This is a genomic window from Pseudomonas sp. GW821-FHT11G12 (assembly GCF_058808055.1).
In genome coordinates this window covers 269149-290576 of record NZ_JBXARH010000007.1, presented here as the reverse complement: position 1 = coordinate 290576, position 21428 = coordinate 269149, and the positions used below count along the sequence as shown (strand labels likewise).

Here is a 21428-nt window from a genome sequence, read left to right as displayed (position 1 = left end):
CAACCTTCTATCCCGCCGCTTCCATCCCTCACAAATCCGGCAACACATCGTTAACTGCCCCTGCGCTCTATCCACCTAGGCTGAAGTGTTCATGGCGACCGACGGCGCGGCCGCTCTCTTTTTTATACATATAAAGTATGCATAATGAAGTCATTCAAGATTCAGTTCGACAAAAGCAAGAATGCTGCCAACAAACTCAAGCACAGAGGGATCAGCCTCGCCGAGGCCGAACCGGTCTTCCACGATGAGCGAGCATTGACGATTGAGGATAACGACCATGACGAACAACGCTGGATCACTCTCGGCAACGACGGCAAGGGACGTTTGCTGGTTGTCGTGTACAGCTATCGGGAGCCGAATCTGGTTCGAATCATTTCCGCGCGCAGCGCAACGCCCAGCGAGCGACGCCATTATTTTCCGGAGACTTGATCAATGAAGGATGAATACGATTTCACCCACGGAACACGGGGCGCCGTCGCCTCCAACAAGGGCAAGACCCGCATCACCATCATGCTCGATGACGCGGTCATCGAAGCCGCGCGCGGGGTCGCTGAAAGCGAGGGGTATGGCTATCAGACGGTAATCAATAACACCCTGCGCCATGCACTGCTCGACAGCCGGGGTGCAGCCGATGAACCCGAGCATGCCAGCGGGCAATTCAAGAAAGGCATCACCGCCACCGACCTCAAGAGTCTTGAGAAAAAACTGTCGGCGGCCGTGAACGAAATCCGGCGGGTACTGGAGCCGGATGTAAAACCGTAGGTTTCAGGCCGGCTGGATCAAGCGCGCCAGCGCCAGACGCGCACCAGGCTGGTGCGGCAAGCGCAGGCCGAACTCCCGCTCCAGCAATTCGATGAGCTCATCGACATCCGTCACCTCGCGTCGCTCGCTCTCGGCACCGATGCGATGGATCGCGAAACTGCCGTTGTTCAATGTGCGCCGCCAGCCGTCGCCCGTACGCGCGACCATCAGGCGCTGGGCGAACGGTGAATCCGGATGGGTCGAGACGTACCAGTTGCCGAGGGTGTAATCGATGTCTTCCTGACGTTGCAGGTCGAACAGGTACATCGGCCGCCATTCGCCGGAGACCCTGGCCCGCAGCATGTAGCCATCGGCCTGTACTTCGATGCGATAGGGTTCGTGGGGTGTGGACTGCTCGGCTTCGGTATCCAGAATCAGCGGCGCGGTCGGTACCATGCCGCCGAAGCCGACATCGGTGATGTAGCGCACGCCGTCGAGGGTCACCAGACTCAAGCGATGAGTCCGTGCCGTCCAGCTGCCTTCGGGCTGATTCATGACCACTCGCCCGCTGATGCCCCGCGCATCGAACCCCAACTCCAGCAACAAGGCCAGAAACAGATTGTTGAGTTCGTAGCAGTAACCGCCACGGGCATCGTCCAGGACCTTGCGCTGGATCGATGGCAGATCGATCAGCACGGGCTCGCCGGAGAGGGTCGACAGATTCTCGAAAGGAAAGGCACCGGTATGACGCAACTGCAACAGTCGCAGGGTTTCAAGGGTCGGTGCCGGGGGCGTGTCGAACCCCAGCCGTTGCAGATACTGTTTAAGATTCGCCAGGCGTGGCTCGCTCATTGCTCAGTCCTTTTGCAGGGAGACGCGGATCACTCCGCCGATGGTCGCCATGTATACGGGATCCGGCTATTGGATCGACAATAGATTTCACCAATCGGCTCTGTCGACTGATTTGAATCAGGCTCCATGAGCAGTTGCAACGACGCCGCCCGTTGCGGCGTAATGGACACACGCCCGAACCGACAAGAGCCGCCCCTCATGCAAACCACGCTGCAAGGCCAGGGCATCCTCCTGCGCCCTCTCCAATACACCGACGCCGATGCCTTGCTCCACGCCGCTGCCGATGGCGAGTTGTGGAACCTCACGGTCACCGTGGTGCCCTCGGCAACTACCGTTGACAGCTATCTGAAAAAGGCCCTCGACGGCCGCGAGGCCGGCACGGTCATGCCCTTTGCGATCGTATTGAAGGAGACCGGCGAGGTGATCGGCTCGACCCGGTTCTGGAAGATCGACCCGCTCAATCGCAAGCTGGAAATCGGCAGCAGCTGGATTTCGGCACGCTTTCAGAAAACCTTCGTCAACACCGAGGCCAAGTACCTGATGCTGCGGCACGCCTTCGAAGTGCTCGATTGCGTGCGCGTGCAGTTCACCACCGACGAAAACAACCAGAAATCACGCAACGCGATCCTGCGCCTCGGTGCACAGCAAGAAGGCATCGTGCGTCACGAGCGGATCATGCCGGACGGGCGCAAGCGCAACTCGGTGCGCTTCAGCATCATCGATGACGAATGGCCGCAGGTGCGCCTGAACCTTGAGCGCAAACTCGCCGGGTACGAGCAACGCTGACGGTCATCAGGCGCGATTGCGCAGCCACTGCAGGAAGCCTTTTTTCGACGCAACCACCGGCGCTTCCTGGGTCAGGGACTGGGCTTTGAGCAAGCGGAAATCGAGCAATGCCTTCATCGCGTCGTTGATGTCGTGGCGGGCGTCCAGACAAGGCTTGAGATACGACTTTTCGATGCGATACAGCGCACAAAAGGTCTTGGCGGAAAAGTCCGCCGGCAGCGAGGTATCGGAAAGAATCCCTGCCTCGCCGATCACTTCGCCCGGCCCCATGCGCCCGGACTCGAACGGTGTGCCGTGACGCTTCAAGGTCACCGAAACCACACCGGATTCAATGATGAACAGATGATCGCTGACCTCCCCGCCCGCCAGAATGATCTCGCCGGCGCGGAAGGTTTGCAGGGTCATGTTCTGGCTGAAGGTTTCTTTCTCTTCCTGACGCAGGGTGGAGAAAATCGGCGAGCTGTCGAGCAGCGCCCGTGGCCGTGAGAGATGGGCCGGGGCCGCGGGCTCATCGCTCGACAGCAGATTGAACCCGGACGCTTGCAGATGCCGGTAAGCCAGATCGAACAGTTGATTGCGCACTGCGCGCTTCTCGTTCATCGAGGCCACGAATCCGCTGATTTCGTATTCCGCACCGGCACTGCTGGAACTCTTCAGCGCCACGCTCGGCGCCGGGGTGTCCAGCAGCGGGCGACAACCTTGCATCGCCCGCTCCAGGGCGTCGATCACCGAATTCGGCCGCGCATGGGGGCTGACCTGCACGCTGACAGAAACCCCGAACATATTGCTCGGCCGGCTGAAGTTGATGATCTTGGCCTTGGCCGCCAGCGAGTTGGGAATCACCGCCATGCTGCCCTGGGACGTTTGCAGGCGCGTGGCGCGCCAGTCGATGTCGGTGACCCGCCCTTCCGTGCCGTCGATGGAGATCCAGTCATCGAGTTGATAGGGTTTGGTGGTGTTCAAGACGATGCCGGAGAACACATCGCTCAGGGTGCTTTGCAGCGCCAGACCGACAATGATCGCCAGTGCCCCGGACGTGGCCAGCACGCCTTTGACCGGCAGATCCAGCACATAGGCCAGTGCCGCAATAATGGCGATCAGGAAAATCACTGCGCCGAGCAGATCCTGCAACAGCCGTCCGGTATGACCGACCCGTTGCATCATTACCGCGCCGATCAGCACCGTCAGCGTGCGCGCCCCGAACAGCCACCAGCCGATCTGCAACCCGGTCGCCGCCAGGTGCAGCGGCACGTTGTCGGCCCACGGCGCCGGCTCCATCGGATTGAGGCCTTCGTTGAACAGCAGCACGCTGAACAGGCTGAAAATCAGCACCCGCACCAGCAGCTTCCATTCGCTGCCCCGGGAGCTGATCAGGCGCCACAGGCCCAGGTCGAGCAGGATCAGGATCAACGCGCAGAACAACGGATGTTCAGTCAGCAGAGACAGCATCAAACAACTCCGACAGAGGTCAATCGCGAGAAGATCGCACAGATTGGGCTTAGTGTAGGAGCAATTGATTTGGCGGGATGCGTGCTATTTGGCAGGCGCCGAAAAAACCTGTGGGAGACACCTTGTTCCCACAGGTTTTCATGGGGCTGGTTACTTGCCGCTGGTCAGCGTGCTGTAACTGGTCATCAGGTTGCGGTAGTCCGGGATGTGGTTGGAGAACAACGTGCCCAACCCTTCGATATCGTTGCGCCAGTCACGGTGCAACTCGCAGGCCAGACCGAACCAGGTCATCAATTGCGCGCCGGCGCTGGACATGCGGTTCCATGCCGATTCACGGGTCAGTTCATTGAACGTGCCGGAGGCGTCGGTCACCACGAATACATCAAACCCTTCTTCAAGGGCCGACAGCGCCGGAAATGCCACACACACCTCCGTCACCACGCCGGCAATGATCAGCTGTTTCTTGCCGGTAGCCTTGATCGCCTTGACGAAGTCGTCGTTGTCCCAGGCATTGATCTGGCCGGGACGGGCAATGTACGGAGCCTCGGGGAACAACGCCTTGAGCTCGGGCACCAGCGGGCCGTTGGGGCCGGTTTCGAAACTGGTGGTCAGGATCGTCGGCAGCTTGAAGTACTTGGCCAGGTCGGCCAGCGCCAGCACGTTATTCTTGAACCGGTCAGGCTCGATGTCGCGCACCAGCGACAGCAGCCCGGCCTGATGGTCGACCAGCAGAACGGCGGCGTTGTTCTTGTCTAGGCGTTTGTATTGAGTGCTCATTGCAGTAATCCTCGCGTGTTGTCGACCTCGGCGGAATGTCGAGGTCTCGGGTCAGCGCTGGGAATCCAGCGTTTCGTGTTCGTTCGCGACTTGCTGGGCCTTGAGGTAACTCTCGATCAGCAGTTGGTAATGCGGCATGGCCTGGGCGTAGACGGCTGCCCATTGCTCGGCATCGGGACGGTTCCACGAACCCTGCAGCTCGGAAAGCGTGGCCATGATGTCGATCGGCACCACCCCGGCCTGGGCCAGGCGGGCGATGGTCAGATCAGTGGCCAGTTTCGAGTGATTGCCGGAAGCATCGACCACCGCGAAGACCTTGTAGCCTTCGTGCACTGCGGCGATGGACGGGAATGCCAGGCACACGCTGGTCAGGGTCCCGGCGATCACCAGGGTTTTCTTGCCGGTGGCTTTGACGGCCGCGTGAAACTGCGGGTTGTCCCAGGCATTGATTTCACCTTTGCGCGCCACGTACTGCGCATGGGGCGCGGCTTCGTGAATCTCGGGAATCAACGGCCCGTTCGGCCCCTGCGGCACAGAGGCCGTGGTAATGACCGGCATCTTCAACAGGGTCGCCGCCTTGGCCAGCGCGATGGCATTGGCGCGCAGTTGCGGTACATCCATGTCCTTGACGATCTGGAACAGACCGCTTTGATGATCGATCAACAGCATGGCGCTGTCGTTTGGGTCGATAGTCGGTTTTTGGCCATTGAAGTTGGCCGCATTGACAGTGTTCATGTGCGTTTCCTCTTTCTTTTGGGCAGCAGCCATCCCTGGCCTTCGAACCGGCCTACGCGTCCTGTGTAGAGCGGGGTGTGGAAGCGCGGCGTGTCAGCCGTGCATGCGGCCGAAGCGGCCGGACTGGAAGTCGGCGAATGCCTGGTGGATTTCCTGCTCGGTGTTCATCACGAACGGACCGTGGCCGACGATGGGTTCGTCGATCGGCTCGCCGCTGAGCAGCAACACCACCGCATCCTCGCTGGCCTCAAGCGTCAGTTGCCGGCCGTCACGCTTGAACAGCGCCAACTGGCCCTGGCGCACCGATTCCAGACCGTTGACCTGCACCGAACCGCGCAACAGCACCAACGCGGTGTTGCGGCCCTCGTGCAGATCCAACGTCAGCAACTTGCCGGCGTTCAGGCGCAGATCCCACACGTCGATAGGCGTGAAGGTGCGGGACGGGCCTTTGTGGCCGTCGAACTCACCGGCGATCAGGCGCAGGCTGCCCGCGCCGTCCTTGAGCGGGATGCTCGGGATGTCGCCGTCCAGAATGGTCTGGTAACCGGGCGCCGCCATTTTGTCCTTGGCCGGCAGGTTGACCCACAGTTGCACCATTTCCAGATTGCCGCCGGTTCTGGCGAAGTTGTCCGAGTGAAACTCCTCATGCAGGATCCCGGACGCAGCGGTCATCCATTGCACATCGCCCGGGCCGATTGTGCCGCCGGCGCCGGTGGAGTCGCGGTGCTGCACTTCGCCCTCGTAAACGATAGTCACGGTTTCGAACCCACGGTGCGGATGCTGACCAACGCCACGTCGTTCGGTGGTCGGGGTGAATTGCGCAGGCCCGGCGTGATCCAGCAACAGGAACGGGCTGATGTGCTTGCCCAGGTTGTCGTAGGAAAACAGCGTGCGAACCGGGAAACCATCGCCGACCCAATGGCCGCGAGGGCTGGTGTAGATACCGATGATGTTTTTCATGGTTGCCTCCAATCGGGTGAATGACGCGATGGATTAAGCTTAAATCCATGACCATTGATGGACTAGACTGCAAAAATCAGCTTTAGCGTTCTATATGGAGAACGATGGTGGAAGACCTCAACACCCTCTATTACTTCACTCAAGTGGTGGAGCATCACGGCTTTGCCGCCGCTGGTCGTGCGCTGGACATCCCCAAGTCGAAACTCAGCCGACGCATCTCGCAGCTCGAAGAACGCCTTGGCGTACGCCTGCTGCACCGCACCAGCCGGCATTGTTCACTGACCGAGATCGGCCAGGCCTACTACCAGCGTTGCCTGGCGATGCGGGTCGAGGCCGAGAGTGCCGCCGAGCTGATCGAGCGCAATCGCTCCGAGCCTCAGGGGCTGGTACGCCTGAGCTGCCCGACGGCGCTGCTCAATTCCTGGGTCGGGCCGATGCTCACCCGCTACATGCTCAAGTACCCGCTGGTGGAAGTGTTCATCGAGAGCACCAACCGCCGGGTCGACCTGCTGCACGAAGGTTTCGACATTGCGCTGCGCGTGCGCTTTCCGCCACTGGAAAACACCGACATGGTGATGAAGGTGCTGGGCAACAGCACCCAATCGGTGGTCGGCAGCCCGATGTTTGCCGAGCGCCTGTCATCACCGCCCTCGCCGGCCGATCTCAATGGTTTGCCGAGCCTGCATTGGGGAGCGGCGCAACGTGAGTATCAATGGGAGCTGCTCGGGCCGAACGGCGCTTCGGCGCAGGTCCGGCACACGCCAAGGCTGGTCACCGATGACCTGATCGCCCTGCGTCAGGCGGTGATTGCCGGAGTCGGCGTCGCGCATCTGCCGAGCGTGGTCGTGCGCGAAGACATCGCCGCAGGACGCGTGGTGGAGTTGATTCCGGGCTGGGCGCCGAAATGCGGGATCGTGCACGCGATCTTTCCGTCGCGCCGGGGACTGCTGCCGTCGGTGCGCACGTTGATCGATTTTCTGGGTGAGGAATTTGCTCACAGCGACATCGCTTGAGACCTGCGATTGATTCGTGACTTCTGGTCAACAGTACTTTGCCCCGACAGCGGTTTTTCCAGAGGAATCAGACGCGGATACTCCCGCCCATTCCCACTGCAACCCTGGAGTCCTGCATGTCTGTTCCCGCTTTCGGTCTTGGTACGTTTCGCCTGCAAGGTCAGGTGGTCATCGATTCGGTGAGCACCGCCCTTGAACTCGGTTACCGGGTCATCGACACCGCACAAATCTATGAAAACGAAGCCGAGGTCGGCCAGGCCATCGCCGCCAGCGGCATCCCTCGCGACGAACTGTTCATCACCAGCAAGATCTGGATCGCCAACTTCGCCAGCGACCGATTGATCGAGAGCCTCAAGGAGAGCCTGCAAAAGCTGCAGACCGACTACCTCGACCTGACGCTGATCCACTGGCCGTCGCCGGAAGATCAGGTGCCGGTGGAGGAATTCATGGGCGCCCTGCTGGAGGCCAAGCGCCTGGGCCTGACCCGGCAGATCGGTGTGTCCAACTTCACCATCGATTTGATGAAACAGGCCATCGCAGCGGTCGGCGCGGAAAACATCGCCACCAACCAGATCGAGCTGCACCCGTACCTGCAGAACCGCCAGGTCGTCGAGTTCGCACAGAGCCAGGGCATCCAGGTCACGTCGTACATGACCCTGGCCTATGGCGAAGTGCTGAAGGATCCGCTGATCGTGCAGATCGCCGAACGACTGCAAGCCACCCCGGCGCAAGTCACGCTGGCGTGGGCGATGCAGTCGGGCTACGCGGTGATTCCGTCGTCGACCAAGCGTGCCAACCTGCAAGGCAATCTCGGCGCCACCGCGCTGACCCTGAGCGACGCCGACATGGCACTGATCGCCACACTGGAGCGCGGCCATCGCCTGACCAGCCCCAAAGGCATCGCGCCGCAGTGGGATTGATCGATCAGGCCTGAAGATGCTGCGCGAGGTCGTGCATGGCCTCGCGCAGCGAATCGATGGCGACCGTCAGCGCAGCCTCGGGCTCGTCGTCGCGGCAGGCCCGTTCGAGTACCCGGCAGGCCGAGACCACGCGCTCGGCACCGATCATGTGCGCCCCACCCGTGACGTGATGCGCCAGGTCACGCAAGCCTGCGCGGTCCCCTTTACGGCCTGACACGTCCAGCCGTTCGAGGTCGGCGCGCAGGCTGCTCAGTACCTCTTCACGCAATTGGCCGATGAGCGGGTTGTCCGCACCCGCCACCTTCAACAGCGCACTCAGGTCGAATTCAGTCGACCCCTGATCATCCACACTCTCTACCTGCGTTTCGCCGGCCTCTGCGGCCAGCAAGGCCTCGCTCAGTTCGCGCAGCAGAATCGGCTTGAACAGACAATCGTCCATGCCGGCCGCCAGGCATCGCTGTTTTTCTTCGATCCGTGCATTGGCGGTAAAACCCAGAATCAGGCAACGCGCCCTGCCCGTCGCCGTCTCTTCTTCACGAATCGCCCGCGCCAGTTCATGACCGTCAATCCCGGGCATGTTGATATCGGTGATCAGCGCATCGAAAGGTTGCCCCCGCCACAGCACCAGCCCCTGCTCACCGTTCCCGGTGTCGACGGCGCGGTGCCCGAGTTCGCTCAACTGCCGGCACAGCAACAAGCGATTGACCGGATGATCATCCACCACCAGCACCTTCAGCGACTTTACCGCCGTCACCGCTGACGTCGTTGCGGCCTCCTGCACGAGCGGCTCCAGCACACGCAGCTCCAGCCGCAGCATGACCTGCGTGCCACGCCCCGGCTCGCTGCTGATCCACAAGTCGCCGCCCATGAGTCGACACAGATTGCGGCTGATCACCAGCCCCAGACCGGAACCGCTGGGCGCCGACGGTTGATGACTACCAACCTGCACAAACGGGTTGAACAACCGTTGCTGATCCTCGGCGCTGATCCCCCGGCCACTGTCTTCGACGATCACGCCCGCTTCCAACTGTCCGTCCTGCTCGGTGAACACTTGCAAGCGCAGGCTGACCTCACCTTCGTCGGTGAACTTGATCCCGTTGCTCAACAGGTTCGACAGCACCTGTTTGAAGCGTACGGGGTCGAGCATCACGTCGACGTCGCTACGCTCATCCAGCTCCACCCGCCAGGACAATGACTTCTGTCGTGCCAGGCCTTCGAACACCCGACACACCGACGCCACCACCTCGCGCAGATTGGCCCGCTCAGGGGCCAGCGACAGATGCCCGGACTCGATCCGCGCGATGTCGAGAATATCGCCGATCAATGCCAATAACTGCTGCCCCGCATGGGACGCCACTTCAATCGCCGGGCGATCGGTTACGCCTTCGTCGGCACGCTTGAGTGCCAGCTCGAGCATGCCCAGCAACGCGTTCATGGGCGTGCGGATTTCGTGGCTCATGACCGCGAGAAACGTGCTTTTGGCACGGTTGGCGTCATCCGCCACCTCCTTGGCCTCCTGCAATTGACGCAGCCATTGCTGACGCTGGCGAATCTGCCGGCGTTGAAAACCGATCCAGCCCAATGCCAGCAACAACAACCCCGCCGCAACGGCAAACCCGCGCAGGATTTGCTCCCGATGACGCTGCCAGTAACTGTCCTGCAGCACTACGTTACGACTCCAGCGCGCGACCAGATCGTCCATTTCCTGCGGAGCGATGCTCAGCAGTGCCTTGTTCAGAATTGATTGCAGCTGCGGAGCATCAAGTGCCGTGGCCATCGCGATCCGGGCCGGCTGATCGCCCAGCGTGGAGACAATACGCAGGCGATCACGGTACTGGTGATCGATCTGATAACGCGCCACCAGCAATGAACTCAATGTCGCTTCGGCCTGACCGTCGAGCAGTGCCTGCGTGCCCGCCGCGGGGCTTGGCAATTCGACCAGACGGATCTGCGGCACATGTTCCAACAGATAGGCACGCAATGGATTGCCGCGATACAGCGCCAGACGCTTGCCCGCCATCTCGTCCAGGCTGCGAGGCCCGGGCGCCTTTGAATCGGCGATCAGCACAAAGGGGCTGTTGGCGTACGCCCGGGTGAACAGCATTTCAAGTTCGCGCTCGCGGCTCGGGGTCAGCACCGGTAACAGGTCGAGCTCCCCGGTCTTCAATTGCTCGACCTGGCGATCCAGGGACTGCCCGCGTACCACTTCGAACCTCAGGCCGCTGCGCTGACTGATCAGGTTGAGCAGTTGGGCGGTCAGCCCAGTGAAACGGCCGTCAGCGTTAAAGAACGTCAACGGCGCAAAGTCGTCGACAGCGCCGACGCGCACCACCGGATGTTGATCCAGCCATTGCTGCTCGCTGGCGCTCAGACTCACTCGCGATTGGGCCGCCATGTCGGCACGACCGGCGCTCCAGCGCAGTTCAATGGCCAGGCGCTGCTCCATGGGAATGGCCAGCAGCGCCTTGTCGACCAGACGCTTCAAACGCGTGTTGCTGCGAGTCAGGGCGAAGCCGAACGGGTTGGCATCAAGGCCGGAAGGCCCGGCCAGTTGCAGGTCGTTGTGAAAATTGGTGTTGATCAGATAACTGGCGCTGATGAAATCGCCGAGGTACAGAGCATCCCGACCGAACGCCACGGCGCCGAGGGCATCGAGAATCGAGCGGTAACGCTGCAGGGAGGCTTGCGGGTAAGCCTTCTCGATCATCGCGGCTGGCAGGTAGTCGTCCACCATGGCGATGCGCTTTCCTGCCAGATCTTCCGGCAATGGCTCGTCAAGCCGGGTCACCCACATCGGCTGATCCTCGGCGTAGGCGCGGGACAGCATCAGGTCGGGATCAGCGATTTCGAAGTTGTTCGACGTGCCCAGCAGGTCCACCTCCCCGGCCTTGAGTGCCGCCATGGCGGCTTCGCGATCGGGGTAGCACCAGACCTCGACACCGATGCTCAGCAACTGGGCGATCGCGTCGGCGTAATCGGCTGTGAGGCCTTCCAGTTCGTATCGTTTGCGAGTCAATTCAAAGGGTGGGTAATCCGGCCAGGAGGCACCGATACGCAGCACCGGATGTGCACTGAGCCACTGTCGATCCTGTTCATCGAGGCGAAGCTGCACACCCTCCAACCGGGTGCGAGAGACAATTTCCAGTCTTTGTGCGGCCTCGCCTGCCTGCACCCCGTTGGCGAGCATCAACAGCAACAGGAAGGCAAAACGTAGCGGCCTCATCGTGCGCAACCGTTCAGAACAGACCGTTGCGCTTGACCAACTCTCGCAACAACACCAGCGAATTCATCCCGAGCTTGAGCATCAAACGGGTCTTGTAGGTGCTGATGGTCTTGTGACTCAGGTTCATCTCCTCGGCGATGCGCTTGTTGGCTTTGCCGTGCGCCAGTTGCACGAGGATGTGCAATTCGCGATTGGACAATCGTTCGATCAGCTGCCGCTCATCACTGTGCACATCGGAGTGCCCTGCGTCGATCTCAGGCAATTCCTGGAAATAGCTATAACCCGAACGGACAGCCTTGATCGCGTTCTGCAACTGCTGCAGCTCGGCAGACTTGGCCACAAAAGCCATCGCACCTGCACGTCGGCAACGCACCAGGTAGCTGGCCGGGTCGGCCGATGAAAAAATCACGATTTGACAGACCAGCCCGAGGACATTGATCCGGTCCAGCACTTCAAGACCGCCCATGCCTGTGAGCTTCAAGTCGAGCACGATCAGTTTCGGCGCGTGTGCACGGATCATCGGCACCACGTCGACGCCGCTCGAAGCGACATGAACCGGTTTATAGCCCAGTGATTCCAGAACCATTCTGACGGCACCGACGACCACCGGGTGATCGTCGACGATCAATGCTGAATCCATGACCACTCCCGGGCGAGTACATGACGATGGCGCCACCGATCTTGCATGAACGGGACTATTGGTAGCTGCGCTACGACTGTTACACGGGACGCACGGCGAAGCACCTGTCAGACCTGACAGTTGCGCCACCGACCGATCTGTGATCAGGCGCGCATTTGCGCCAGCGATTTTGTCTGGCCACTGCGCGTCGAGCGCTCCAGGGAAGCCTCGACCGACGCCATCAACTGCGTGATTGCATTCATTGATGGCAACGCGGCGTGGCTGGAAGTGATTTTCGCCTGAAAAAGCCCGGAAACAGCCGATGAGTTCGCCGGCTCGCCATAGACCAGCGCATGCCGGACTTGCGGATGGTCGAACAGGAAGCCACGCAGATCCGGCATCCCGGCCGCAAGCGCGGCGTTGATCACCAGCACATCGAACGGCTGGCAGCCGTAATCGACCAGCGTCAACAGTTCGGCGAGGTTCTGCACCGGTGCGATGCGGTAGTAATCGAGGCCATTGAACATCCGCTCGATTTTCATCCGGTGAAAATGCTGCGGGTCGGCGATCAGGATACGCAAGGTTTTGTCGGTCATCGTGGGAGTCCCGGTAGTCGCTTCAAGTGGCGGCAAAGACTACCCAAGCATCGGGACGAGCTCTGTAGGACTTTTCCGAAAAAACCCGTCACTGATCCGGATTAAACGCGTCGCCATGCAAATCCAGCCATTTCAACAAGTCCGGCCCGGCCATGGGCCGTGCGTACCAGTAGCCCTGCCCTTGCGTGCAACCCAGCGCCATCAGCTCACGACGCTGCGCAGCGCTTTCGATCCCTTCGATCACCACGCTCATGCCGAGGGTCTCGCCCAGCGCCAGAGTGCTACTGATCACCGCCCGGCAACGGGGCTCGTGCTCAAGACTGCGAACGAACTCGGCATCAAGTTTGATTTCGTTGAACGGCAACTGGCACAACCGCTGCAACGACGAAAAACCCGCGCCGAAGTCGTCGATCGACAACCGGCAACCCATCATCCGCAGGCGGATCAGTCTTTCCAGACTAGTGGCCGGTGCCTCCAGCAAACCGCTTTCGGTCAGCTCGAACGTCAGTCCCGAACCGCAGGCGCCATGCTGCGCCAGAATGCGCTTGATGGTCGTCGTCAGGTCACTGCCGGCCAATTGCACGGCTTGCAGGTTGAACGCCAGGTTCAAGCCAATGCCGGATGCCCGGGCGCTGCGCTGCACGCCCAGGGCCTGATCGAGCTGAGCAAACAGCAACTCATCGAGCAACCCGCAACGCTCCAGCACCGGCAGAAAATGCCCCGGTGCAATCACCCCCAGCGTCGGGTGTAACCAGCGGCAAAGCACTTCGACCCCGCACACCTGCCCCGTGAGCAAATTGAACTTGGGTTGATACCAGGCCTGCAACTGCTGCGCGTTGAGTGCCTGACGCACCGTTTCTTCACTGGCGAGGGTGATTTCCGCACCCGGTGGTCGCTGGATCGAGGGCCGGTCGAGGGACTTTCTCAGCAGATCACCCAGCACCTGCGCATGCAACGGCTTGCCCACATCGCCCAGCAGCTCAAGCCCGAGCAACGCCACCATTTGATGCACCGCTCGACGCAGATCCGCCGGCAGCGAACTGCTGATGATGATCGACCGGACCTGCCCCGAAGCGCCCACGCGGTGCAGAAACTCAAGCCCGTCCATGCCCTCCATCTGCAAGTCGCACAACGCGATGTCGACCGCCCCGACCTGCTGCAATACCGCCAACGCCTGAGCGCCGTCGCCGGCCTCGTAGACTTCGTGGCAGCCGAGGGTTTTCAACAGGTTCACCGCGACGGAGCGTTGAAACGCATGATCTTCAAGGACCAGGACACGAAGGGGCAGACAGCGCATGGGGATCGACTCGTTGACGGTTGGGCGGAGCTGATTGTGGATAAATCAGGGAGATCAGCGCGTTGGGAAAAGTCCCGACTTTTGTGGGAAATTTCCGAAAATCCAATAAACGCGTCTCGAATTCATACAAAGAAGACGTACCGGGACGACCCGATACGGCTTTGTTTTCCTACCAGAGATAGCGATAACCCAGGTTCAAGCCAAACGGCTGTTCAATGCCGTTGCCTTTGGCGTACTCGGCATCCAGGGAGATCTTGCTCTTCTCGCTGACCTGTAACACCCCGCCGAAACCCACTTCCACGCGATTACCCGGCAGCTGGGCGTCGAACCGGTTGCCGTTGACGCTGACCTTGCTCGTGCCGGCGTGTTCGGTGACGTAGGACGCCTTCACGTACGGCTGTGCCTGCATGCCGTTGCTCAGTGTCAGGCTGCGACCGAACAATGATCCGACCCGACTTTGCAGCGCGTCGAGATCGTCGGACTTGACCCGCAACCCGTTGCTGGCGGTGTAGCTGGCGCCCTGGGTACGTGTCGCCGTGATTTCCAGCTGCGGCTCGACGAACCAGCCGTCCTTGAGAGCGATGTGCTTGCCGACTTCGATGTCGGCGCCGACACCGTGGGTGCTGTAGTCACCTTTGACTGAGGCGCCCAGATTGGTCGGGGTCTTGATGTCGTGGTCGAAGTGGCTGTACTTCAACACGCTGTCGACATACACGCCGCTGTCATGCAAATACGTGGCATAGACACCGAACATCCGACTGTCGATCATGCCCGAGGCACCTTCACCAAAATCCAGATCCGAACGCGCCGTGCCGACCATGCCACCGAGGTAGACCTTGCCGCTGTCCACCGCAACGGCCTTGTCGGCACCCACTTCCAGACCGGTGATGTCCTGGCGATAAGCGCGGCTCGAATGCTCGCTGACGTCAAAGCGCTTGCCAATCGCACGCGTCCAGACGCCACCGTCGTCCTGCCCCATGCGCAGTTCGCCCAGGCGTTTGACCAGCGCGTTCATCTGCGCGCTCCACAAACTCGCCCCAGCGGTGTGCGCGGCAATCGCGGCGTTGGCGCCCTTGGACAGTCCAGCAGCAGGCGGATCGACCGGGCGCGTGGGTTTCAGCGGCGCTTCGGGTTCATCGGGATCCACCGGTGCCGGCGGGACTTCACCCGTGCTGGCCAGTACCCAGTCATCACCTTCGTGGCGCAAGGTATAGCGAAAGGCACCCGCATCGACGTGCCCCCCGAGCAGGCCGAATCTGGCGTCGCCGCCCTGAGTACCCAACAACAACAAGCGACCGTCCGAGGTCGCCGGTTCATGCCCCGAATCACCGACGATCAGCGTGTGGTCGCCGCTGGCCAGGCCCGCGCCCTGCACTTGCAGCACGTCGTTGTGTACGCTGGCGATATCGCTGTTCAGCGCAATCGTGCCACTACCGGACAGGGCATTGACGGTGAAGGTCTTGAAGCTGCCGTCGGTACTGGGCACAAACGCCAGGCGACCGCCGTTGAGGGTCAGCGAGTCCACGGTCTTCACGCCGTTTTCCATCACATTGACCGTGCCACCCGCCTGCGCCACCAGACCATTGGCCTGGGCGCCGCTGTACAGATTGACCTGGCCGCCATTGCTGACAACGCTGCGGTTGGCGGTGCCGGTGTCGTAGACACTCTGGGAGCCACCCTGCACCCGCGTGTCATTGGCCACTGCACTGCCCAGCACGCCACGACGCAGGGTTTGCTCGCCGCCGGTCTCGATGATGCTGCCGTTGGCCTGGGCCATGTTGATCAGGTTCTGCACACCGCCATCGTTGATCCGCGTGTCATTGGCGATGGACATGACATCCAGAGTCTGCACGCTCCCGGCATTGATGACGGTACGGTTGGCGGTGGATCGCGTAACGCTTTGCTGGCCCGCATTGAGCACGGTGTCATTCGCCACACCGCCGGTGGTGACGCTTTGCAGCCCTCCGGCGCTGACCACCGTGCCATGACTGACGCCACTGTCGACGCGCTGGGTGGCACCATCGACCTGGGTGTCATGGCTCACACCGTTGGAAAATACCGTTTGCGTCCCGGTTCCGCTGACCGTGGTGCGGTGAGTTGTGCCGTTGCTGCCGATCGTTTGCGTGCCGCTGGAAACCTGCTCGTCGTAAGTGACGGCGCCGTCCTTGACCACGGCGGTGTAGGCACTCGCCTGCAACGGAAGCAGCAATGCGATGGCCATGGCAACGGGTGAGCGATTGAATGAAGGAAGGCGTTTTATCATGGGTGGAATCTCAACGGTGTCGTCAGTCACGCTGACGTTTTCGGGCTGAGGTCGAACAACGCAAGGAATGGGCTCGCACTCAGGCAAGCCGGCAATTTAGAGATCGGGGAAGATTTTCTGAGTAGGACAATTCCTTTCACTTGTAGGAAATTTCCCAAGGCGTTCAGAGGGACTGAAAACGGATCAGGGAAAGCGAGCCCGTTGCAGGCTCGCTTGTACCGGGTCAGCCGCGAGCACCTACCATCGAAGCACCATGGGAAATGATCACTTCCACCCGGCGATTCATCTGCCGTGAAGCGGCGTTGCCATTGTCGGCAATCGGAAATTGCTTGCCGTAACCCTTGGTGAACAGACGGTCCGCGCTGATCCCCATGCGCTGGAGCGCAACCGCCACCGCCTCAGCCCGACGCTCGGACAGGCGCTGGTTGAAATCGTCGCCGCCCACGTCATCGGTAAACCCTTCGATGCGCACCTTGCGCTCCGGGTTGTCCGCGAGGTACTGCGCCAATTGATCGAAATTGCGCTGGCTGCCGTACTTGAGATCGGCCTTGCCGGTGTCGAACAGCACGTCGCCGAAGGTCACGACTTCGCCGCGCGGAGTCTTTTGCGCCTTCATCGCTTGCAGGGCCTTGAGCTGTTGCGTGCGCACGTCGAGTTGCACCTGAGTGCGCTCGGCGTCGATCTTCTTCAAGGCCGACTCGGCCTGACGCAGCTCGATGGTCTGTTCGGCCAGGGCGATTTTCTGCCGGGCCAGGTAGGCCAGTTGATCGACCTCCGGCGACTGGCGATCCTTGAGCGATGCCTGACCGGCCGTGTTCAAGGCGTTGAACGCGTCCCGGGTTTCGATCGCCGCCAGCGTGCTGGCCTCGGGCTTGTGCTGCAACGCCGCAAACTGCGCGCGGGCTTCCAGCAATTGAGGATTTTCCGGTGGCGTAGCGCAACCGGCGAGCATCAGGGCGAACAGCGAAACGGCTGGCAGTAATTTGAAAGCAGTCATGGCCACTCCTTATTGGGCGCTGGCGGGCGGGCTGAAACCGGGGTCTTGCAGCATTTCCTGCTTGAGCACCTGAATACCGCTGCGGGCATCGGTGAGTTGTTTCTGCCATTTGACGGCACGGGCCTTGCGCTCGGCGAGGTTGGCGTCGGCCTCGATCTGCTCGGCCAGCAGTCGGGCCTGTGGATAGTCCTTCTCGCCGAGTGCGCGCTCCATCAGGAACATTTTGTCCTGGGCGGCTTTCATTTCCAGGGGCGCGTACTGCGTGGCATCGGCTGATACCGCACGGTTGACCGCATCCCTGGACAACGTGATCTGCTGTTGCGGAATCGGCACGCCGGCACAGGCGCTCATGACTCCGGCCATGATCAGCAGGCAGGCAGAAGCCCGCGCGCGGGAAGACACACGTTCAATCGTCATTCAACACTCCTAACTGTGAAGTCCGAGCCCGTCGTTATTGATCTGTGGGCCCGAACGGATTGCGCTCAGACAAGTCCGGAAAATCAGTAGTAATTGATCGTGAAAGTCGCGGTGGCATTGGCCGGGCCGGCCGTGATGCTGTCGGCGGTCTGGATGTAGCGCGCTTTCAAAGGGATGCGGTAACTGTTGCCCTCGACCGCCGTCGGGGTAATGCCACTGGCGCGCAAAGTCGCCAGCGGCAACGGCGTGCCATGGCTGTCAGCGACTTGCAGGCCGATGCCAGTGGCGGCCGGCGGCTGGCCAGGGGCGCTGGGGTTCAGGCTCAGGATCCCGAGGTTCGGCGTGATCGCCGCGCGGGTCGGGTCGAGCCGAACCTGCAGCACGTTGTTCTTGCGCGAGTCGAGGTTGTTGCTCGAACCGTCGCTCAACCAGCGCGGGCCGGTGTTCTGGTAGTAACCGTTGAACGCCGGGCAATTGTTCAGCTCGATGGAGAAATCCTTCCACGCGGTGAAGGTGTTCTTGCCGGAGAATTCCTTGAGCATGTGCGAACCCATCGCCACCGGGACATCCGGGGTCTGGCAGGTGCGCGAGACGATGTTGATGCTGCCGGACAGGTTGACCCGCATCACTTCAACCGAGTTACTGGAAGCGCGAGTCTGAGTGGTCGTCGGCAATTGCGCACCCTGGATGGTGCCAGGCGATACCGCACCGATCTTGATCAGCGAGACGTCGAACGCCAGGGTGTGCTGCAAGGTGTACACACAGTACGCGGTGCCCGCTCCGCAATTGATGTCATTCGTGTTGAAAGGCAACGCCGTTCCCGCGTACCAGATCGCTACACCGATTCCCGGGACGCCGGTCTGATAGACATTTCCACCCCAGGGGGAGCCTGACCACGATGACAGCGGCAGAGGTCTGACAGGCAGTTCGCGACGCGTCTGGACGTTATACAGACCGGGGGAACAGCTCAACAGAGACGGTGTGGCAATGTTGAAAGTCTGACGGTAGATTTCGGCGCCCAGAGGCACATCACGTCCGACCGTGATGTTGCCGCCCAGTAACGGCATGGTGCGAACGACCGGCCCGCCAGCATCCACATAATTGCAATCGGCCATCGCCATACCCGCTATCAACGACAGCCCGGCCACTGCAACACTCGGCTTGATCAACGTCATCATCTTCATTACTGGTCTCCCGCCGCGCCATTCGCGGCCAAGCGGTTATCGGGTTGAACGAGTGCGCAGCGCACATCGACCTGGCGCAGTTGCTTGCCATCGCTTTTGCCCGGTGGCAATGGCAACGCGCATTGCTGGCCAGCCTGGGTTCCCCAACTGATCAACAGCCGGCGTGCATCGTCCTTGACCCGTGCATAGAGCTGACCGCCCTGCCCGACCACGCCCACCGACACGCCACGGTCATCGACCACGCTGGCGCCGAACGGCAACGCAGCGCCGTCGTCCAGGGTCACGTTGAGCAACAGCGCCTGGCCGTTGCTGGTGCCGTACTTGAGCGCGACCACCGCCCCGGCCCGTGGGGCGACTTGCTGGCTGGTTTCGCTCAGCTCGACGTCCAGGGAAGTGCCCAGCGGATCGATCGCCACTTCGTTCAATTCGTAAGGACGCAGGTACGGCACCACGGCGTTGCCGCGCTTATCGAGCTTCAGTCCGGGGAAGCCGACGACTTTCGCGCCTTCGGCACCTTCGGCACTGATCACCGCCATGGTTTCACCGCGGTACGGGGTGAACGTCACACCGTTGGGGTGCGCGACCACACTGCCGCTGGCATTGAGCGACAGGCTGTCGTAGCCCTCACCCCGACTGACCGTGGCGCCCACCATGGCTTTGGGCCCGATGTACTGGCCGTTGACCGAGGTGCTGTTGGTACGGCTGGCGCCTTCATGCCCGGCGGTGATCCCGTAGTTGTATTGGCGATCAACCCCGGCAGTGCCGCTGAGGGTCGCTTGCTCGCTGACATTGCCCTGGGTGTCACGCATCACCCGCGCCGACAGTTGCGGGCGATTGGTCGACGAGCCGAATTCCAGCGGCATGCTCACGGTGAACAACAGGCTGTTGTCCATCTCGCCCATACCAATGCGCGCACGGTTGGCACTCACGCCATAGCTGACCGAGCCGACCTGCTTGTTGTAGCTGAACTGGTACTGCAGATCGCTGCCCGGCAGGTTCCAGTAATTCTGGGTAAACCCACTGAACGCGACCTGCCCCCAATCGCCCAGGCTCTGGTTGGCGGTCAACGACAAGCGACTGCGTGGCCGGCCGAACTGGCTGGTGTCCAGGCCATTGCGTTCGGCATCGAGCAGTTGCACGGCATTGTTGAAGTCCAGGTAATCGCGGGTGGAAAACCGCGTAGCGGCCACAGCGAAGTTACTGCCGGTGCTGAGAATGTTTTTGCTGTAGCTCAGGCGCGCACTCTGACCACTGGCGGTGCCGCTCTTGAGTTCGGTCTGCGCCTGGGTCACATCCACCGCCAGCGCGCCGATCGGTGTGCTGAAGGCCAGACCGGCCAAAGCCGAGCGATAGTCGTCACTGAGCTGGCCGCCGCTGTAACCGGTGAACGTGTTGTTCAAACCACGTTGATAGGTGCCCTGCAACAGGCTCGCCTGGCTGTCGATGTAGTTGTTGCGAGTCTGGCCGGCGGTCACGCTGAAGCGCGAAGTACCTGGACGCAGCAACTGCGCCGTCGAGGCGAACGGCACGATAAACGACTGTTCGCTGCCGTCGGCTTCATACACCGTCACGTCGAGATCGCCGCCGTAGCCGGTGGAGTACAGGTCATCGATCACGAAGGCGCCCGGCGCCACCGTGGTTTCATAGAGCAGATTGCCGGCCTGACGTACCGCCACCCGCGCACTGGTGCGGGCAATGCCACGGATCACCGGCGCATAACCGCGCTGGGACTCGGGCAACATGCGATCGTCAGTACCCAGTTGCACACCGCGATAGGCCAGCGTGTCGAAAATCTCGCCACTGGTATTGGCCTCGCCCACGGTCAACTGACTCTTGAGCGAGGTGATGTCGCGCTGGGCGAACGTGTTCAGCACCTGATAGTTCTGGCCGCTGGTCTTGTCCCAACTCACCGAACCGTTGTGGCGCAGACGCCAGTCACCAACGTTCAGCCCGGCGTTGAGGCCCAGGTAAGCGGTGTCGTAATTGCCGCCATCGGTCTTGTTGTGGTTGGCGTTGAAGTTGTAGCTCAGGGTGCCGGCGGTCACGCCGCGATCCCACAGTTCGGGGCTGACATAACCACGAGCGTCACGGCGCAAGGCGGCCTGCGGAATGCTGATGTCCAGTTGTTGGCTGGACGGCGAAAACGTTGCACTCGCGCCGCTGATCAATTGCGCGATGTCCAGGCACGTGGCGCCGCTTTCCAGGCTCGCGGTGGCCTCGGGCGACAAGCGACGCACATCGACGCCGATCAACTCAAGCAGACCCTGACTGAAGCACACGGTCGGGTGGCTGCCATCGGCCTCGGCATTGATGCGGATATCCTGGCGGGTCATGAGTTTGCCGTTGACCGCCACGTCGGCGCGGTACTCGCCGGGCAACACCGGGTTGCCCTGCTGGTAGGCGCTCAGGTCGAGACTTTGCGAATCCTCGGGCAGGAAAGCGTCGTTGAACTGCACGTCTTCGGCCAGAACCGCCGGGGTTGCCAGTGCGGCTGAAACACCGGCCAGCGCCTGGATCACCAGAGCTGTCAACGGATTCAGGGCAAAGCGAGGTCGAGCCTGCGGGAAGCCCCCCAGGCGTGGATACGTTTTCATGGTTG

General features: G+C 61.4%; 19 protein-coding genes. 5 read left to right on the top strand and 14 right to left on the bottom strand.

The window, feature by feature from the left end; genetic code table 11:
* Positions 1-144 precede the first annotated feature (144 nt).
* Both AC1RR7_RS21260 and AC1RR7_RS21255 read left to right on the top strand, forming a co-directional pair.
* Positions 145-429, top strand: a complete 285-nt coding sequence (locus tag AC1RR7_RS21260; protein ID WP_493066338.1) for a BrnT family toxin — start codon at positions 145-147, stop codon at positions 427-429.
* 3 nt (positions 430-432) lie between these two features.
* Positions 433-762, top strand: a complete 330-nt coding sequence (locus tag AC1RR7_RS21255; RefSeq protein WP_096821177.1) for a BrnA antitoxin family protein — start codon at positions 433-435, stop codon at positions 760-762.
* Positions 763-765: 3 nt separating this feature from the next.
* On the opposite strand, the gene AC1RR7_RS21250 is transcribed toward AC1RR7_RS21255, so the two are convergent.
* Positions 766-1593, bottom strand: coding sequence for an arylamine N-acetyltransferase family protein (locus tag AC1RR7_RS21250; RefSeq protein ID WP_493158379.1), 828 nt, complete (start codon positions 1591-1593; stop codon positions 766-768).
* A 198-nt stretch (positions 1594-1791) separates the two neighbouring features.
* Here AC1RR7_RS21250 and AC1RR7_RS21245 point away from each other — a divergent pair, with 198 nt between their 5' ends.
* Positions 1792-2379 carry a GNAT family N-acetyltransferase gene (locus tag AC1RR7_RS21245; protein ID WP_096821175.1) on the top strand — a complete coding sequence of 196 codons (588 nt, stop codon included), beginning with the start codon at positions 1792-1794 and terminating at the stop codon, positions 2377-2379.
* Positions 2380-2385: 6 nt separating this feature from the next.
* On the opposite strand, the gene AC1RR7_RS21240 is transcribed toward AC1RR7_RS21245, so the two are convergent.
* From AC1RR7_RS21240 to AC1RR7_RS21225, 4 genes are all read right to left on the bottom strand, one after another.
* Positions 2386-3828, bottom strand: coding sequence for a mechanosensitive ion channel domain-containing protein (locus AC1RR7_RS21240; protein ID WP_493158378.1), 1443 nt, complete (start codon positions 3826-3828; stop codon positions 2386-2388).
* A 150-nt stretch (positions 3829-3978) separates the two neighbouring features.
* Positions 3979-4605 (bottom strand): isochorismate family cysteine hydrolase YcaC, encoded by a 627-nt coding sequence (gene ycaC / locus AC1RR7_RS21235; protein ID WP_493158377.1) that lies wholly within the window; start codon positions 4603-4605, stop codon positions 3979-3981.
* A 51-nt stretch (positions 4606-4656) separates the two neighbouring features.
* A complete protein-coding gene (locus AC1RR7_RS21230; protein ID WP_096821172.1) occupies positions 4657-5340 on the bottom strand; it encodes an isochorismatase family protein in 684 nt (227 codons plus the stop codon).
* A 93-nt stretch (positions 5341-5433) separates the two neighbouring features.
* Positions 5434-6300 carry a pirin family protein gene (locus tag AC1RR7_RS21225; protein WP_493158376.1) on the bottom strand — a complete coding sequence of 289 codons (867 nt, stop codon included), beginning with the start codon at positions 6298-6300 and terminating at the stop codon, positions 5434-5436.
* Positions 6301-6404: 104 nt separating this feature from the next.
* Between AC1RR7_RS21225 and AC1RR7_RS21220 the strand changes: the two genes are divergently transcribed.
* Positions 6405-7313, top strand: a complete 909-nt coding sequence (locus AC1RR7_RS21220; protein ID WP_102621968.1) for a LysR substrate-binding domain-containing protein — start codon at positions 6405-6407, stop codon at positions 7311-7313.
* Between the two features lie 116 nt (positions 7314-7429).
* Positions 7430-8233, top strand: a complete 804-nt coding sequence (dkgB, locus tag AC1RR7_RS21215; RefSeq protein WP_102621967.1) for a 2,5-didehydrogluconate reductase DkgB — start codon at positions 7430-7432, stop codon at positions 8231-8233.
* Positions 8234-8237: 4 nt separating this feature from the next.
* Here dkgB and AC1RR7_RS21210 read toward each other — a convergent pair whose 3' ends face one another.
* The 9 genes from AC1RR7_RS21210 to AC1RR7_RS21170 all read right to left on the bottom strand — a co-directional run bounded on the left by AC1RR7_RS21210 (position 8238) and on the right by AC1RR7_RS21170 (position 21423).
* Entirely contained in the window at positions 8238-11456 is a 3219-nt protein-coding gene (locus AC1RR7_RS21210) for an ATP-binding protein (RefSeq protein ID WP_493158375.1), read from the bottom strand.
* A 13-nt stretch (positions 11457-11469) separates the two neighbouring features.
* On the bottom strand, positions 11470-12096 hold the full coding sequence (locus AC1RR7_RS21205; RefSeq protein WP_493158374.1) for a response regulator: 627 nt from the start codon (positions 12094-12096) through the stop codon (positions 11470-11472).
* A gap of 143 nt (positions 12097-12239) precedes the next feature.
* Complete coding sequence (locus AC1RR7_RS21200; protein WP_102621964.1) at positions 12240-12671, bottom strand: chemotaxis protein CheY; 432 nt, start codon at positions 12669-12671, stop codon at positions 12240-12242.
* A gap of 88 nt (positions 12672-12759) precedes the next feature.
* On the bottom strand, positions 12760-13968 hold the full coding sequence (locus AC1RR7_RS21195) for an EAL domain-containing response regulator (RefSeq protein WP_493158373.1): 1209 nt from the start codon (positions 13966-13968) through the stop codon (positions 12760-12762).
* A 169-nt stretch (positions 13969-14137) separates the two neighbouring features.
* Complete coding sequence (locus tag AC1RR7_RS21190; protein ID WP_493158372.1) at positions 14138-16231, bottom strand: autotransporter outer membrane beta-barrel domain-containing protein; 2094 nt, start codon at positions 16229-16231, stop codon at positions 14138-14140.
* 223 nt (positions 16232-16454) lie between these two features.
* Positions 16455-17228, bottom strand: coding sequence for an OmpA family protein (locus AC1RR7_RS21185; RefSeq protein ID WP_493158371.1), 774 nt, complete (start codon positions 17226-17228; stop codon positions 16455-16457).
* Between the two features lie 9 nt (positions 17229-17237).
* Positions 17238-17645, bottom strand: coding sequence for a DUF4398 domain-containing protein (locus tag AC1RR7_RS21180; protein WP_493158369.1), 408 nt, complete (start codon positions 17643-17645; stop codon positions 17238-17240).
* Positions 17646-17728: 83 nt separating this feature from the next.
* Entirely contained in the window at positions 17729-18829 is a 1101-nt protein-coding gene (locus AC1RR7_RS21175; protein ID WP_493158368.1) for a fimbrial protein, read from the bottom strand.
* Complete coding sequence (locus tag AC1RR7_RS21170) at positions 18829-21423, bottom strand: fimbria/pilus outer membrane usher protein (protein ID WP_493158366.1); 2595 nt, start codon at positions 21421-21423, stop codon at positions 18829-18831. The genes AC1RR7_RS21175 and AC1RR7_RS21170 overlap by 1 nt, the downstream gene beginning before the upstream one ends.
* Between the last annotated feature and the right edge of the window lie 5 nt (positions 21424-21428).

What these genes read in the sequence shown, in the direction of transcription:
- ycaC (WP_493158377.1), bottom strand. Translation starts at nt 4,605, where the DNA reads ATGAGCACTCAATACAAACGCCTAGACAAGAACAACGCCGCCGTTCTG.
- AC1RR7_RS21245 (WP_096821175.1), top strand. Translation starts at nt 1,792, where the DNA reads ATGCAAACCACGCTGCAAGGCCAGGGCATCCTCCTGCGCCCTCTCCAA.
- AC1RR7_RS21205 (WP_493158374.1), bottom strand. Translation starts at nt 12,096, where the DNA reads ATGGATTCAGCATTGATCGTCGACGATCACCCGGTGGTCGTCGGTGCC.
- AC1RR7_RS21195 (WP_493158373.1), bottom strand. Translation starts at nt 13,968, where the DNA reads ATGCGCTGTCTGCCCCTTCGTGTCCTGGTCCTTGAAGATCATGCGTTT.
- AC1RR7_RS21200 (WP_102621964.1), bottom strand. Translation starts at nt 12,671, where the DNA reads ATGACCGACAAAACCTTGCGTATCCTGATCGCCGACCCGCAGCATTTT.
- AC1RR7_RS21185 (WP_493158371.1), bottom strand. Translation starts at nt 17,228, where the DNA reads ATGACTGCTTTCAAATTACTGCCAGCCGTTTCGCTGTTCGCCCTGATG.
- AC1RR7_RS21220 (WP_102621968.1), top strand. Translation starts at nt 6,405, where the DNA reads ATGGTGGAAGACCTCAACACCCTCTATTACTTCACTCAAGTGGTGGAG.
- AC1RR7_RS21230 (WP_096821172.1), bottom strand. Translation starts at nt 5,340, where the DNA reads ATGAACACTGTCAATGCGGCCAACTTCAATGGCCAAAAACCGACTATC.
- AC1RR7_RS21250 (WP_493158379.1), bottom strand. Translation starts at nt 1,593, where the DNA reads ATGAGCGAGCCACGCCTGGCGAATCTTAAACAGTATCTGCAACGGCTG.
- AC1RR7_RS21175 (WP_493158368.1), bottom strand. Translation starts at nt 18,829, where the DNA reads ATGAAGATGATGACGTTGATCAAGCCGAGTGTTGCAGTGGCCGGGCTG.
- dkgB (WP_102621967.1), top strand. Translation starts at nt 7,430, where the DNA reads ATGTCTGTTCCCGCTTTCGGTCTTGGTACGTTTCGCCTGCAAGGTCAG.
- AC1RR7_RS21180 (WP_493158369.1), bottom strand. Translation starts at nt 17,645, where the DNA reads ATGACGATTGAACGTGTGTCTTCCCGCGCGCGGGCTTCTGCCTGCCTG.
- AC1RR7_RS21260 (WP_493066338.1), top strand. Translation starts at nt 145, where the DNA reads ATGAAGTCATTCAAGATTCAGTTCGACAAAAGCAAGAATGCTGCCAAC.
- AC1RR7_RS21240 (WP_493158378.1), bottom strand. Translation starts at nt 3,828, where the DNA reads ATGCTGTCTCTGCTGACTGAACATCCGTTGTTCTGCGCGTTGATCCTG.
- AC1RR7_RS21190 (WP_493158372.1), bottom strand. Translation starts at nt 16,231, where the DNA reads ATGATAAAACGCCTTCCTTCATTCAATCGCTCACCCGTTGCCATGGCC.
- AC1RR7_RS21225 (WP_493158376.1), bottom strand. Translation starts at nt 6,300, where the DNA reads ATGAAAAACATCATCGGTATCTACACCAGCCCTCGCGGCCATTGGGTC.
- AC1RR7_RS21170 (WP_493158366.1), bottom strand. Translation starts at nt 21,423, where the DNA reads ATGAAAACGTATCCACGCCTGGGGGGCTTCCCGCAGGCTCGACCTCGC.
- AC1RR7_RS21210 (WP_493158375.1), bottom strand. Translation starts at nt 11,456, where the DNA reads ATGAGGCCGCTACGTTTTGCCTTCCTGTTGCTGTTGATGCTCGCCAAC.
- AC1RR7_RS21255 (WP_096821177.1), top strand. Translation starts at nt 433, where the DNA reads ATGAAGGATGAATACGATTTCACCCACGGAACACGGGGCGCCGTCGCC.